The organism is Mangrovivirga cuniculi (assembly GCF_005166025.1).
Taxonomy (GTDB): domain Bacteria; phylum Bacteroidota; class Bacteroidia; order Cytophagales; family Cyclobacteriaceae; genus Mangrovivirga; species Mangrovivirga cuniculi.
Window position 1 is genome coordinate 3,506,231 of sequence record NZ_CP028923.1, and the last position, 14,187, is coordinate 3,520,417.

Annotated in this window: 13 protein-coding genes and 2 pseudogenes; 11 read left to right on the plus strand and 4 right to left on the minus strand. The window is 36.8% G+C overall.

The window, feature by feature from the left end:
* Positions 1–8: 8 nt before the first annotated feature.
* The 4 genes and pseudogenes from DCC35_RS15460 to DCC35_RS15475 form a co-directional block, all read right to left on the minus strand.
* Positions 9–1,148, minus strand: a complete 1,140-nt coding sequence (locus DCC35_RS15460; RefSeq protein ID WP_137091661.1) for an efflux RND transporter periplasmic adaptor subunit — start codon at positions 1,146–1,148, stop codon at positions 9–11.
* A 35-nt stretch (positions 1,149–1,183) separates the two neighbouring features.
* Positions 1,184–1,837 carry a TolC family protein gene (locus DCC35_RS15465; RefSeq protein ID WP_394347735.1) on the minus strand — a complete coding sequence of 218 codons (654 nt, stop codon included), beginning with the start codon at positions 1,835–1,837 and terminating at the stop codon, positions 1,184–1,186.
* Positions 1,838–1,891: 54 nt separating this feature from the next.
* Positions 1,892–2,553: pseudogene (locus DCC35_RS15470) on the minus strand (TolC family protein); the annotation flags it as partial.
* 37 nt (positions 2,554–2,590) lie between these two features.
* Positions 2,591–3,238 carry a TetR/AcrR family transcriptional regulator gene (locus DCC35_RS15475; RefSeq protein ID WP_137091664.1) on the minus strand — a complete coding sequence of 216 codons (648 nt, stop codon included), beginning with the start codon at positions 3,236–3,238 and terminating at the stop codon, positions 2,591–2,593.
* A 211-nt stretch (positions 3,239–3,449) separates the two neighbouring features.
* Between DCC35_RS15475 and purL the strand changes: the two genes are divergently transcribed.
* The 11 genes and pseudogenes from purL to DCC35_RS22125 all read left to right on the plus strand — a co-directional run bounded on the left by purL (position 3,450) and on the right by DCC35_RS22125 (position 14,110).
* Positions 3,450–7,130: a phosphoribosylformylglycinamidine synthase gene (purL, locus tag DCC35_RS15480; RefSeq protein WP_137091665.1), complete on the plus strand. Its 3,681-nt coding sequence runs from the start codon at positions 3,450–3,452 to the stop codon at positions 7,128–7,130.
* Positions 7,130–8,188 (plus strand): aminotransferase class V-fold PLP-dependent enzyme, encoded by a 1,059-nt coding sequence (locus tag DCC35_RS15485; RefSeq protein WP_137091666.1) that lies wholly within the window; start codon positions 7,130–7,132, stop codon positions 8,186–8,188. Before purL ends, DCC35_RS15485 begins: the two co-directional genes overlap by 1 nt.
* 17 nt (positions 8,189–8,205) lie before the next feature.
* Complete coding sequence (locus DCC35_RS15490; RefSeq protein ID WP_137091667.1) at positions 8,206–8,778, plus strand: MarC family protein; 573 nt, start codon at positions 8,206–8,208, stop codon at positions 8,776–8,778.
* Positions 8,775–9,244 (plus strand): annotated as a pseudogene (gene rnhA / locus DCC35_RS15495) (ribonuclease HI). The gene DCC35_RS15490 and the pseudogene rnhA overlap by 4 nt, the downstream one beginning before the upstream one ends.
* A gap of 9 nt (positions 9,245–9,253) precedes the next feature.
* A complete protein-coding gene (locus tag DCC35_RS15500; RefSeq protein WP_137091668.1) occupies positions 9,254–9,958 on the plus strand; it encodes a lysoplasmalogenase in 705 nt (234 codons plus the stop codon).
* Between the two features lie 81 nt (positions 9,959–10,039).
* Positions 10,040–11,167, plus strand: coding sequence for a glycosyltransferase family 4 protein (locus DCC35_RS15505; protein WP_137091669.1), 1,128 nt, complete (start codon positions 10,040–10,042; stop codon positions 11,165–11,167).
* Positions 11,168–11,195: 28 nt separating this feature from the next.
* Positions 11,196–12,293, plus strand: coding sequence for a glycosyltransferase (locus tag DCC35_RS15510; RefSeq protein WP_137091670.1), 1,098 nt, complete (start codon positions 11,196–11,198; stop codon positions 12,291–12,293).
* A gap of 39 nt (positions 12,294–12,332) precedes the next feature.
* Entirely contained in the window at positions 12,333–12,818 is a 486-nt protein-coding gene (locus tag DCC35_RS15515; RefSeq protein ID WP_137091671.1) for a DUF2911 domain-containing protein, read from the plus strand.
* A 262-nt stretch (positions 12,819–13,080) separates the two neighbouring features.
* Positions 13,081–13,482 carry a hypothetical protein gene (locus tag DCC35_RS15520; RefSeq protein ID WP_137091672.1) on the plus strand — a complete coding sequence of 134 codons (402 nt, stop codon included), beginning with the start codon at positions 13,081–13,083 and terminating at the stop codon, positions 13,480–13,482.
* A gap of 137 nt (positions 13,483–13,619) precedes the next feature.
* Positions 13,620–13,808, plus strand: a complete 189-nt coding sequence (locus tag DCC35_RS15525; RefSeq protein WP_137091673.1) for a hypothetical protein — start codon at positions 13,620–13,622, stop codon at positions 13,806–13,808.
* Positions 13,805–14,110 (plus strand): RlmF-related methyltransferase, encoded by a 306-nt coding sequence (locus DCC35_RS22125; RefSeq protein WP_394347736.1) that lies wholly within the window; start codon positions 13,805–13,807, stop codon positions 14,108–14,110. Before DCC35_RS15525 ends, DCC35_RS22125 begins: the two co-directional genes overlap by 4 nt.
* The last annotated feature ends 77 nt before the right edge of the window (positions 14,111–14,187 follow it).

Genomic DNA, 14,187 nt, shown 5'->3' on the forward strand with positions numbered 1-14,187 from the left:
AATTGTAATTACTTAGCAATTTTTACAATACTACCTTCACTTACTTCTCTGTATCCGGTAACTATTACATTATCACCTGCAGAAAGACCTGATTCGATCTCAGCATTACCGTCGAAGGTCTGTCCTACCTCTATATAAACCTTCTCAGCTACAAATTCATCTCCGTCTTTTTTGGCTTTATATACATAAAACCCACGGCTATCTTGTAGGATTACCTTGTCAGGAATTACAACAGCATCTTCATTCTGGTAATCAGCAAGACGAATAGTTGCCATAAGATTTGGCTTTAACAGATCATTATCCTTCGGAAGTTTTACTTGTAAAGAAAACGTTCTGTTAGCCTGGTTAATCACATCTCCAACTGCTGACACAACTGTTTTGTATGATTCATCGAAAGCTGGAAAGAATACTTCCACGCTATCTCCTTTTTTGAAACTACCGATATATCTTTCGGAAACATCCGCTTCGATCTTCAGATCATTTAGATTTACTATTCTGACCATTGGCATACCTGGAGAAGCCACCTCTCCTTCTTTAGCCATCACACCATCAACCTTGCCCGAAAAAGGGGCTGTGATATATGAATTACTTAACTGAGACTTAAGGCTGGCAATTCTTTGTTCAAGTGTCTCTTTTTGAGTCTCAGCATTCAAATAGTCAATCTCACTACCAACACCCTGCTCATATAACTTTTTACGCTTTTCATACATAGTCTTAGCCAGGCTATATGAAGCTTCGGCCTCGCTGATATTGTTACGAAGAACGTCAGTATCTAATACAACAAGGGTTTGTCCTTTTCTAACTCTATCACCTTCAGAGACATTAACCCTTTCAATTTGTCCTCCAGCCTGGGCACTAAGAATGACATTTTTATCGGTAGACACGCTACCATTAATCTCAACAAAATTAGTAAAGGTCTCTTTCTCCAGATCTTTTACCTCGATCTGAATTTTATTGACATTTTTCTCTGCAAATTCAGGATCTTCTTTAATGATCGCATTTTCCAGAGAAGTTATCTTACCCTGAAGTTCGGAAGCTTCCTTTTTTAATTCTTTTAACTCTTCCTTTTTTGCTTCTAAATCCTTTTCACAAGAAGTCAGGGAAATCACTAAAATAAGTGAGAGAAAGGGTATTATATTATTTTTCATTTCTGTATGTGTTTCTTTTATTAGGAAATATTGAATTATAATAGTCCAAGGGCTTTTTCTAGTTCGACCCTTGCCATTAATGCTTCAAAAAGAGCTATATAGTAATTGTTTTGTTCAGTTAGATATTCAGAATTGGCTTCTGTGAGTTCGAGACTTGAACCTATACCTTCTTTGTATTTAAGTTGAGCAGCCTCGTAGACATCTTTTGCCAATTGCATATTCTCTTCCTGGGTATTAAGCGTATTTACAGCATTTTTGACATCGATTTTAGCCTGCTTAATATTCAGGTCAATATTATTTCTCAATATCATTCTGTCTTCATCAAGCTTTTCCAGATCTAATTTTCGTTGCTGTATGATTGAAGACTTTCTCAAACCGTCAAATATTGGAATTGAAATTCTCACACCTACATTTGAATAATCGAACCAGCTTTCTGAAAAATTCATCAAATCGCCAAATTCATTTCTACCCCCTACATAACCATAGTTAGCAAAAGCGTTGATCACTGGTAGATACTGTGCCTTAGTATTTTTCATGTTGTATGTAGTAAGCTTAACCCTGGTATCTAAAATCGAATACTCGATTCTGTCGGTGTATTCAAACTCCTGCATGTTTGACTGTAAAGTCTCAAATTGCATATCCCTGATAGTTTCTTCAATCACCAATTTCTGATCAAGAGGCATACCCATCTGGAACTTTAATAATTCTAATGATATTTCAAGACTTCGCTTATTGTTTTCATATGAAGTTTTAAGGTTGTTATGATTGATCTTTAACCTGCTCACCTCCATCTTCTCAACAAAACCCTCATCATATAACATTTGAGTTTCATTTAAAATTGAATCTACCCTGGAAAGGTTGGCTTTTACCAGGTCTAGTCTTTCAGATGAAACCAAAACAGTATAATAAGCCTTGATCACATTTTCCTTTACATCTACCTGGGTTTTGATATATGATTTATCAGAAAGTTCCTTTAAAGTTTTAGATGCCTGAACCCCACGAAATAACTCCCGTTAAAGATCAATTGAGTCAGTTCAATAGCAGCGTTTCCAGAGTATTTCGTTCCAAGAGCAAAAGTAACGGGTCCATCACCTCCTCCATTTGGTGGAATAAAAGGATTATCACCCTCTACAACCACTTGCTGAAGATTAATGTTATAGGTTAGATTTGCATTCGCATTGATCTGTGGCAACCCCTGGGCAATTACCTCGCTCACCTGTGACTTGGAAATCTCCCTGTCGAGATTTGATTTGATCAATGTCTGATTATGTTCCAGTGCATAATTTATGCATTCCTGTAACGTAAAAACTGAATCAGACTCTGGCTCAGCTTCCTGTTCCTGGGCATGGATAGCTGGCAGGTAAATAATTAAAAATCCGAGTATGTAAATTATTCGATTAGTCACCTCAATTATATGTTTTGTTCTTTCTTAAATTCTTCTACTATTTTTTCGTACCGGTCTGCCCCTTTCTTGGTGAGCAAGCCATGCACGAAAAATCAAATACTTTTATTTGTAAATCAGCCATATTGTACTCCTGAGGGGAAAACTCATCCATATTTAATACAGCATCAAATAGAATCAACCTCAATTTTGATATAACATCTACGTCTATATCGCTTCTGAAATATCCCTGGGAAATCCCCTCTTTTAAAGATCTGATCACTTCCTGTCTGAAGACATTCTCTTTAAAATCCTCAAACAATGCCCATGAATCCGGATAATACTTCTTCATGTCATAAAACATTGTTGGATTCATATATTGAAAACTCTCACGGATATGCCTTGAAACATTACCCATTTCAGTAATCACATCATGATCTGAACCAATACAATCCTTTATTTCAGCTTTTTTTTGAGTCAGCAGATATTTGGTTCCTTCAAATATCAGGTTGTTCTTATCATTGAAATGAGAATAAACCGTCTTCTTGGATATTCCCATACTAGCAGATATTTCGTCCATGGTCACAGAACGAATACCGTATTTCATGAAAAGAGCATAGGCCCCTTCCATTATTTTTTCTCTCTGTGTTTGTGTTTCTGTATTTTTCTCTACTGCCATATCGTCATAATACTTCGGAAACTTTTGCAAGTTTAAAAGTTTCCCTGGTTTCTTACAACGGATATGTCTGTTAATTGTTTAATTTTTTTAAATAAAAACTGCACAATTATTTAAATGGAAGAAAAAATATGGCAAGCGGCAATAAATTAAATGATGTGACTAATATATTTTTTGAAGTACGTTTTATAAATCATGGGTTAATAATACCTTTGCATTGAAATTAAATAACTGCTTATCATCGATGATTCTTTTTTATAAAGGTGTTCACAACAACATATTTGTAATTTCTACAAATCACTTACCATCAGAAGACGAATCTAAAAAACTCAAATGGCTGCTAGGCAATGCAGAAAGAATTGATTCTGAAAGGTTAACAGGCAAATTCAAAGGTCCCAGGACTGAAATGATCACTCCATGGAGTACCAATGCGGTAGAGATCACTCAAAACATGGGCATAGCTGGAATTGACCGGATCGAGCAATTTTATGAAATGAAAGAAGGCGATAGTTATGACAAAATGCTGGAGCATGTTTACGAAGAACTAAACCAGTCAATTTTTGATGTAAATATTGAGCCTGAAAAAATTAAAGAGATCGATGACATCCGCGCCTACAATCAAAAAGAAGGACTGGCGCTAAATGAAGAAGAGATTGTTTACCTGGAGAATGTCAGTAAAGAACTTGGTAGAAAACTAACTGATTCTGAAGTATTTGGTTTTTCACAGGTTAATTCAGAGCATTGCAGGCATAAAATTTTCAATGGAAAATTCATCATTGATGGCCATGAAAAGAAATCATCTCTTTTCCAGTTAATAAAAAAGACATCAAAAGAGCATCCGAATAAAATAGTTTCTGCTTACAAGGATAATGTTGCCTTTGTTGAAGGTCCAAGGGCTCAACAATTTGCTCCTGTAAGACAGGATATTCCTGAATACTTTGAGATAAAAGATTTTGACAGTGTATTATCGCTGAAAGCAGAGACTCATAACTTTCCAACTACAGTTGAGCCATTTAATGGAGCTGCTACTGGGTCAGGAGGAGAAATCAGGGATAGAATTGCCGGAGGTAAAGGATCTATGCCAGTAGCCGGTACTGCTGTTTACATGACTTCCTACTCCAGATCGGAAAAGAACAGGAGCTGGGAATCTCATACCGAACCAAGAGAATGGTTATACCAGACTCCTCTTGAAATACTTATCAAAGCTTCGAATGGAGCTAGTGACTTCGGTAATAAATTTGGTCAGCCACTAATTTGTGGTTCATTACTAACATTCGAACACTCAGAGAACAATACTAACTGGGGCTATGATAAAGTGATCATGCTTGCCGGTGGTATAGGATACGGAAAGAAATCCGACAGTTTAAAGCAAACACCTGATAAAGGTGATCGTGTGATCGTAATGGGTGGTGATAATTACCGAATTGGCATGGGAGGTAGTGCAGTATCTTCTGTTGCTACAGGGGAATTTGCTAATGCTATTGAATTAAATGCTATTCAGCGTTCCAACCCTGAAATGCAAAAAAGGGTTTACAATGCAATCAGGGCAATGGCTGAAAGTGATGAAAACCCGATCGTTTCTATACACGATCATGGTGCAGGAGGCCACTTGAATTGCCTATCAGAACTCGTAGAAGAAAAGGGAGGAAGAATAGAAGTAGACAAACTTCCTGTTGGAGATCCTACCCTTTCAGAAAAGGAGATAATCGGAAATGAATCCCAGGAGAGAATGGGACTTCTGATGAAAGAAAAAGATTTCGAGACACTTAAAAAAGTTTCAGAGCGTGAAAGAGCTCCATTATATAATGTTGGCGAGATCACCGGAGACATGAAACTTATTTTCGAAGGTAAAAATGAGAAAAACCCTATAGATCTTAAGTTGAGCCATTTCTTTGGTTCTTCTCCTCAAACAATAATGGAGGATAAAAGTATCAAGCCTGATTTTGCTCCGATAAAGTACAATACTTCCCTGCTTGGAAAATATATAGAAGATATCCTTCAGATTGAAGCTGTGGCATCTAAAGACTGGTTAACCAATAAAGTTGACCGATCTGTAACCGGAAAGGTTGCCAAGCAACAAACTGCAGGCGAAATTCAGGTTCCACTTAACAACGTAGCAGTTATTGCTGCCGATTACCAGGGAATCAAGGGAACTGCCACTTCAATCGGTCATGCTCCGGTACCCGGATTAATTTCATCCGCTGCTGGTTCAAGATTATCTATAGCAGAAGCATTAACAAATATTGTCTGGGCACCACTTACTGCAGGACTGGAAGGAATTTCCCTCAGTGCCAACTGGATGTGGCCTTGCAATAATCCCGGAGAAGATGCCAGGCTTTATGATGCTGTCGAAGCAGTAAGTGATTTTTGTATCGAACTTGGAATCAATGTTCCTACGGGAAAAGATTCCCTTTCTATGACACAGAAATATAAGGATGGTAAAGTTTACTCTCCGGGAACAGTGATCATTTCGGCTATCGGAGAAGTTGAAAACATAAGAAAAACAATCGAACCGGTATTGCAACCGGATGACGACACTGATATAGTCTATCTGGACTTCAGTAATAAAAAACATCAATTAGGAGGTTCATCTTTTGCCCAGTTGTTAGGTAAAGTCGGAGAACATTGTCCGGATGTTGACGTAAATTATTTTAAAGATGCATTCATTACCCTGCAGCAGCTTATCAAAGATGATATGATCATTGCAGGCCACGATATTTCTTCAGGTGGTTTATTTACTGCGATTGCTGAAATGTGTTTCGGATCTTCTGAGGCAGGTGTAAATATTAATCTTTCTGATATCAAATCTGACTTGATCACTACATTGTTTAATGAAAACCCCGGGGTGATCGTCCAGACAAAAGATGGTGATAAGATAGTCGAAGCATTTAAAGTAAAAGGCCTTAAAGCCGTTGTAATAGGAAACGCTAATTCTTCCGGGAAAATTGATATAACCAAGGAAGATGTAAATATTTCTCAGGATGTAAATTACCTGAGAAAGCTCTGGATGAGGTCTTCTTATTTACTCGACCAGGATCAAAGCGGAAAAGATCTAGCTAAAGAAAGATTTGAAAACATCCCATTCCAGAAACTCTCTTTTAATTATCCTGAAGGATTCAAAGGAAGCTATGAGTCTCTTGGAATTAATCCTGATCGAAGAGAGAAATCAAATGTCAGGGCAGCAATTATCAGGGAAAAGGGTGTTAATGGTGACAGGGAAATGGCCTGGGCACTTCACCTTGCAGGTTTTGATGTGAAAGATGTTCATATGACCGACCTAATCTCCGGACGGGAAACCCTGGAAGATGTAAATATGATTGTCTTTGTCGGAGGCTTCAGTAATTCAGATGTTCTGGGATCAGCTAAAGGATGGGCCGGAGCATTTAAATTCAATGAAAAAGCCAACGAATCACTTCATAAATTTTACGAAAGAGAAGATACATTGAGTCTGGGAGTTTGTAATGGGTGTCAACTCATGATGGAACTTGGATTATTATGGCCTGAAATGGGTGAGAACCATCCGACGATGCATCACAATGACTCCCATAAATTTGAATCAGGTTTCGTCAACATGACGATCCCTGAAAATAATTCCGTTATGCTTGGATCTCTTTCAGGATCTCAACTAGGTATCTGGATTGCCCATGGTGAAGGTAAATTCATTCTGGGTGAAAGCGAGGATGATTTCAACGTTGTTGGTAAATATACCTTTACCGGTTATCCTGGAAATCCTAATGGCTCCGACTTCAATACAGCAGCTGTTTGTAGCAAAAATGGACGCCATCTGGCTATGATGCCACACCTGGAGAGAAGTCTTTTCCCATGGAACTGGGCAAACATTGACTCTGATCACAAATCTGACGAGATCACTCCATGGGTAGAAGCTTTTGTTAATGCACGCAAATGGGTAGAAAATAACAGTTAATGAGCGATAAATTGTTTTTGCTTCCGGGTCCTTCACGCGTAGATCGCAGGGTACCAAAGTACCTTAGCGATGCCTATGATGAAGGATTTATGAGCTATAACCATCGTAGTCCCCAGGTTATTGAATTAATAAAAAAAACCACGGGGATTATGAGAAAGCGCCTCAATATACCGGCTGATTATACCATTACATTCGTCAGTTCAGCCACAGAGTGCTGGCAAATTATTGCTCAGTCACTGATCAAAAAGAAAAGCTGCCACATATACAATGGTTCGTTTGGTGAAAAGTGGTATAATAACACGGTTAAATTAGGCTTTGAAGCCAAACCCGTTGAATTTGACATCAATGAGGATATTCCTGTTGATAAAATACAGGAAATAAAGGCTGATACTTTTTGCATCACCCACAATGAAACATCAAACGGAACGGCCTTAAGCAAAGAAGAAATACTTGCGCTGAGACAAGTGCAGGGAAAAGCAATACTTGCTGTTGATGCAACTTCGTCAATGGCGGGCTACAAGTTACCTTTCAACCTCGCTGATGTGTGGTATGCCAGTGTACAAAAATGTTTTGGACTACCTGCCGGGATGGGTGTTTTGATACTTTCTCCGAGGGCAGTTGAAAGAGCATTCAAACTTAACAATACCAATCACTACAATAGCCTGGTAAACATTATAAATCAGGCATCACAATTTCAAACCACCCACACTCCCAATGTATTAGATATATATTTGATGAACAGGGTGTTAAAGAAAAGAAAGAATATCGACAAAGTGCATGAAGACCTAAAGTCCAGGTATAAGAAAATCGAACAAACAGTATCGGAAAATAATTCTGTTGACTGGCTTGTAACAAATATAGACAAGCGATCGTATACCGTTCTTGCCTTGAAATATTTACCTAATGATATTAGCATATACCAACTTGCTGATGATACACAGATCGTACTCGGTAAAGGATACGGAAAATGGAAAGAAAATACTTTCAGGGTGGCTAATTTCCCGGCCTTGAGAAAAAGGGAAATAAATAAACTACTTAATTTTTTAGAGGTCATTTAAATAATTTCGATCCAGTAATGCTAAATTTCAAAGAGATTATTTCTGTTACTTTGATATTATTTTCAGTAATAGACATTTTGGGAAGTGTTCCAATCATCATCGATTTACGAAGACAACACGGTCATATAGATTCAACAAAGGCCACCCTGGTATCTGCGGGGATTATGATTGCATTTTTATTTATTGGTGAAAGATTACTAAATCTTTTTGGTATCGATGTGCAGTCATTTGCACTGGCAGGCGCCGTAGTAATGATCATAATTGGTATGGAGATGATTTTAGGTCATAGTTTCTTTAAATCTGATGAGATCGATACCTCTGGTGCCAGCATAGTACCGCTTGCCTTTCCACTGATCGCCGGTGCAGGAACTTTAACAACCCTGGTTTCACTTCGAGCAGAATATGAAACTCAAAATATCCTGGCTGGTGTAATTGTTAATCTTATTTTCGTATTTACAGTACTTAAATCTTCGGGTTGGCTTGGTAAAAAGATCGGCCCTGCAGGATTCAGCGTTATGAGAAAAGTATTCGGTATAATATTACTGGCCATCTCAATTAAACTTATAAAATCTAACATCGGATCATTATGATAACTATTTACACAGATGGCGCTTCCAGAGGAAACCCGGGACCGGGAGGATATGGAACCGTTCTTATGCATAAGCAACATAAAAAAGAGTTATCTGAAGGATTCAGGAAGACCACTAACAACCGCATGGAATTACTTGCGGTGATCAAAGGACTTGAACAAATAAAAAAGAAGGCTGGAATGTAACTATCTACAGTGATAGCAAATATGTAGTAGACTCAGTTTCAAAAGGTTGGCTCTGGGGATGGGTAAAAAAAGGATTTAAAGGCAAAAAAAATGCCGACCTTTGGAGAAAATTTATACCTTTATACAATAAACACAATGTGAAATTTGTGTGGGTTAAAGGTCACGCCGGTAACCCAATGAATGAACGATGTGATCAGCTTGCTGTTCAAGCTGCAGATGGAAATAATCTAAAGATAGATGAGGGGTTTGAAGAACAGGAAAGCAATCCGGATATTTTCTAAACTCTTTGAATGGAAGGTAAAAAATTAAAAGTTCCATATCTGTTTATAACCGTCACTACAATTCATCTTGTAGCAATAATTCTTGAACTGGAGATAGTAAGAAATATCTCAAAAGCATTTATTATCCCGGTTATACTTATTTATTATCTGATTTCTTCGAGGTCTTTTGGAATCCAGACCAGTTTTTGGATAATATTGGCTCTGATATTAAGTTGGGCAGGAGATATTCTTTTAATCTTTGAAGAAAACAACTCACAGTTTTTCTTATTAGGGTTGATAGCATTCTTATTTAGTCATTTATCCTATATAATCTCCTACCATAAATTTCAGGATTTTACTACAAAACAAATCTTGAAAAAAGTTCCGATACCGGTGGTTATTGGTATTACTATTTATACGCTATTTCTATTGTATATTATTTTACCTTCAGTAGCAATAGATATGACTTTTCCTGTAACCTTATATGGAATTGTTCTGGCATTTCATGCAATATTCGCAGCGGGATACGGGAATCAGGTAATCCCTCAAAACAAAATTATATTTTTAGGTGTTTGCTTATTTGTTTTATCGGATAGCTTATTGGCAATTAATGCCTTTCGAACGGCATTACCTGCAAGCGGTCTCCTGATCATGACAACATATTGTTTTGCTCAGTTATTCATTATAACCGGGTTTTTAAAAACTGCAGTAAAACTGGTCGATCCACTCAAATAATATTTTGGGTTTTGACCGAATTTTAATATTATTGATAAGAATAATACCATTGTTTGTAATTGATATACCAACTCCATTTTTATGTTCAAAATTGGCTACGACGCAAAAAGAGCTTTTAATAACTTCACAGGATTAGGGAATTATTCCCGGACACTTATCAGAAGCATCGCTGATAATTATCCTGATAATGAGCTTTATTTATTTACTCCGAAAGTTAAAAACAAGCCTGTCGTAGAACAGTTTAAAAACTCTGACCATTTTCAGATCGTTTTGCCAGAAAGCAAAATGAAATCATACTGGAGAACATATGGTATCACTAAACTGCTCAAAGATAAAAACATCGATATTTATCATGGCCTAAGTAATGAACTACCCTCTAATATTCAGAGTGCGCATATAAAAAGTGTTGTTACGATCCATGATTTAATCTTTAAAATTCATCCGGAGCACTTTCCATTCATTGACAGAAAGATCTACGAATATAAATGCCAGAGCGCCTGCATGAAATCGGATAAGATTATAGCGATCAGTGAAAGTGCTAAAAATGATATTATCAAATTTTATAATACCCCTGAAGAAAAGATCGAAGTGATCTACCAGGCATGTGGAGAGCAATATCAAAAAGTGAAACTGGAAGAAGAATTAAAACAGGTAAAGGAAAAGCATAAATTACCAGGTGAATTCATCCTTTTTGTGGGTACCATCAATGATCGAAAAAATCTGAAAGGATTAATAAAGGCCATTGCTGCGTTACCTGAGAATAACAGAATTCCGGTTGTTGTAGTAGGAAAAGGGAAAAGGTATAAAAAAGAGTCTATTGAAATGATCCGTGCCAAAGGACTTCAAAAGTACTTTTACTTCTACAGAGACATTGATGATGATGATTTAGCATCATTCTATCAACTCTCTTCTGCTTTTATCTATCCGTCATTATATGAAGGTTTTGGTATTCCGGTGATCGAGGCTTTAAATAGCAAAACACCAGTTTTAGCTTCAAATACCAGTTCGATACCCGAAGCAGGTGGAGATGCAGCTGAATATTTTGACCCATATAATCCGGATGAAATGGCCAATGCTATTTCAAAAGTCATAGAAAGTGACAGCTTGCAAAAAGAAATGATATCCAAAGGAATCGAACATGCCAGAAAATTTAGTTCAGATAATGCTGCTGAGAAAATTATGGCCTGTTATAAAGAACTTGCTGGTTAATGTTTGATCGATAACCTAGATTTGCCTGATGCAAAAGGCTGATATAATTTTCTTCAATAGTACCAAATCATGGGGTGGCGGTGAAAAATGGCATCTGGAAACCAGCACCTTTCTTCACAATAAAGGGTATAAAGTTTTACTTATCGCCCATCCTGAAGGTGAGCTTATTCAAAAAGCATCAGAAAACTCGGTCCCTGTAGAACCATTTGCAATCAGTAACCTGACCTTCCTAAATCCATTCAAAGTATCTAAGTTATCCAGCCTCATAAAAGAAATTTCTCCGCAAATCATCGTGATGAACATGTCTTCGGATCTCAAAGCTGCGGGTTTAGCTGCGAAAAAAGCTGGTGTTCGAGAGATAATCTACAGAAGAGGAAGTGCTATACCGATAAAAAACAAAGCATTAAACCGGTATTTATTCGGTAATGTACTCACACACATATTGGCAAATTCTGAAGAAACAAAAAGAACACTACTTGCCAACAATCCTGATCTATTTGATCCTGAAAAAATAGACGTGATTTACAATGGTATCAATCTGGATAAATATTTGGATAATCCAGTTGAAGAACAAAAATCACCGGATTTTGTCATCGGTAATCTTGGAAGGGTCGTCCCACAAAAAGCTCAGCATTACTTTATTGAACTCGCTGCAATTCTTAAAGAGAAAGGCATAACTGATTTTAAGATCAAGATTGGTGGAGACGGACCATTACTTCAGGAACTAAAAGATAAAGCAAAAGAAAAAAATGTTTCCGACCATCTTGAATTTACAGGGTTTGTGGAGAATGTTTATTCATTTATGATGTCGATAGATGTATTTGTTCTCACTTCATTATGGGAGGGATTCGGGTACGTGCTCGTCGAAGCCATGGCATGTGAAAAACCGGTAGTATGTTTTGATATAACCAGCAATCCTGAAATAATTAAAGATAAGGAAACGGGGTACCTGGTTCCTTTTGGTGATATTGATTTGTTAGCACAATATATCATTACACTAAAGTCTGATGATGAACTGAGAGAGAAAATGGGTAAAAAAGGCCTTGAAAGAGTAAAAAATAAATTTACAACATTGCAATCAATGCAAAATGCTGAAGAATATTTTAAAAGATTCTTGCTTTCTTAATTCACATTAAATACCTTAATAATACAACAAAGCATAATCATGAAATATTTTATACTGCTGATTTTCTTAGCCTCTTTTACACAGATTGAGGCTCAAACTAATGGAGCTTCTTATAAGATGTCATCCAATACTGTGGATGAAATGGATATTGTAATCAAATATGAGAGGCTTAAACTTAACGGTCGGGATGTTTGGGGAACTGAAATACCATATAATATGGTGTGGAAACCAGGAATCACAAAACCCCCTGTGCTGACTATCGACCGGGCTGCAGAGATCGGTCAAACTAAGCTTACAGCAGGATCGTACAGTATTTTCACAATTCCCGGAAACAGATACTGGACAGTTATGATCACTCCAGAATCTGAAGTTTACGACCAGGAAAAAGTACTCACTACATTACAGGTACCAGTCAAATCAACTCCGGGTAAAGTTGAACAGATGCAATTTAGCATCAATAATTATGGCTATGTCATCTTTGCCTGGGACAATATCCACTGGTCATTTGAAATTGACCCATTATAACCTTAGCACACTCTTCCATCCCCTGGTGGCTAATAAAATCAAACCACTATTAAAAGAGTCTATTTTCTTCTTTAGATAATTCAATTTTTATTACGAGATGTCCGGCTTACGGACTCAAGTGTTCGAAAACATGACACTTTTGCGATATCTAATCATTAGGCCAATCTATTAAAATCTTGATTATCAGGTAATTAAATCCTGTTGGCACACGGTTGGCATTACTGTAAGCAAATAATTTAAAAACAATAAAAATCTTACAGTTATGAAAACCACATCAATAATAAACAAAAAATCAATCTGGTTAACCTTAGGAATAATGGCAGCCATAATGATTGGATTCACTAACAATGCAAAAGCAGCTGATATAAAATTAAACTGCTGCAGTGTTGACACAATCTCAGAAGAAAAAGTTGAAAAAAATGACCTGAAAATGGCCATAGAATTTATAGAGAATGAAATCCTGATGGACCAGCACTTCGGACATTTAAGCAATGCTTCTTACAACTTTGTAGATAAATCTAACAAAGTGATATTTTCTAAAACTTATGAGTTCATGAAAGAGAATGAAGATAAAGAATTAAATAACTTATTGAAAAACTCAGAACTTATAATGAAAGATGGAGACGATCACTACTACTTATTCACAGGTTCGCAAGTTAAATAAGAACCGGAGGTGTCTGGTTTGAAAAATAAAAGCAGACACCTCATACTTTTACTGTGTTAATTCTTCTTTATTCTTACAACGCATTTCATCATAATCACATATCCCGTATCTTTAAAGCTCGACCAACTATTTTTTCAATGGCTAACGATTTTTTCGAGTTTAAAGAATTCAAAATAAATCAAAAAAATGCTGCAATGAAGGTGTGCACTGATTCATGCCTTTTCGGTGCTTTAGTACCAGTTAAGAACGAATATAAGATTCTTGATATCGGTACAGGAACCGGATTATTGTCTCTAATGCTCGCTCAAAAAAAGCAGTTGACATAACTTCAGTTGAATCTGACCCCGATAGCATTAAGGACGCATCAAAAAACATTTCCTCATCTCCTTTTAGTAAACAGATAACCCTGGTTGAAAAACGAATTCAGGATTTTGCCCTTGAATCCCAGGATAAATTTGATTTGATCGTTTGCAACCCGCCTTTCTTTGAAAACCATTTAAAGTCGGATAACAAAAACACAAAAGCTATCCACAATGACGATCTTCCCTATGAAGACCTGGTGTCAATAATCAATAAATTGTTAAATGAAGAAGGTGAAGCATTTATTATGTATCCCCACACCAAATGACAATATTCGAAAGAATTGCTTCATTCTACCATTTGAATGTATTGAAAAGAATTATTGTACGGGATAAAAAGGATAAA

Excerpts from the sequence above, each read along its gene's own strand:
- DCC35_RS15460 (WP_137091661.1), bottom strand. The coding sequence starts at position 1,148 with ATGAAAAATAATATAATACCCTTTCTCTCACTTATTTTAGTGATTTCC.
- DCC35_RS15465 (WP_394347735.1), bottom strand. The coding sequence starts at position 1,837 with ATGGGTATGCCTCTTGATCAGAAATTGGTGATTGAAGAAACTATCAGG.
- purL (WP_137091665.1), top strand. The coding sequence starts at position 3,450 with ATGATTCTTTTTTATAAAGGTGTTCACAACAACATATTTGTAATTTCT.
- DCC35_RS15485 (WP_137091666.1), top strand. The coding sequence starts at position 7,130 with ATGAGCGATAAATTGTTTTTGCTTCCGGGTCCTTCACGCGTAGATCGC.
- DCC35_RS15490 (WP_137091667.1), top strand. The coding sequence starts at position 8,206 with ATGCTAAATTTCAAAGAGATTATTTCTGTTACTTTGATATTATTTTCA.
- DCC35_RS15500 (WP_137091668.1), top strand. The coding sequence starts at position 9,254 with ATGGAAGGTAAAAAATTAAAAGTTCCATATCTGTTTATAACCGTCACT.
- DCC35_RS15505 (WP_137091669.1), top strand. The coding sequence starts at position 10,040 with ATGTTCAAAATTGGCTACGACGCAAAAAGAGCTTTTAATAACTTCACA.
- DCC35_RS15510 (WP_137091670.1), top strand. The coding sequence starts at position 11,196 with ATGCAAAAGGCTGATATAATTTTCTTCAATAGTACCAAATCATGGGGT.
- DCC35_RS15515 (WP_137091671.1), top strand. The coding sequence starts at position 12,333 with ATGAAATATTTTATACTGCTGATTTTCTTAGCCTCTTTTACACAGATT.
- DCC35_RS15520 (WP_137091672.1), top strand. The coding sequence starts at position 13,081 with ATGAAAACCACATCAATAATAAACAAAAAATCAATCTGGTTAACCTTA.
- DCC35_RS15525 (WP_137091673.1), top strand. The coding sequence starts at position 13,620 with ATGGCTAACGATTTTTTCGAGTTTAAAGAATTCAAAATAAATCAAAAA.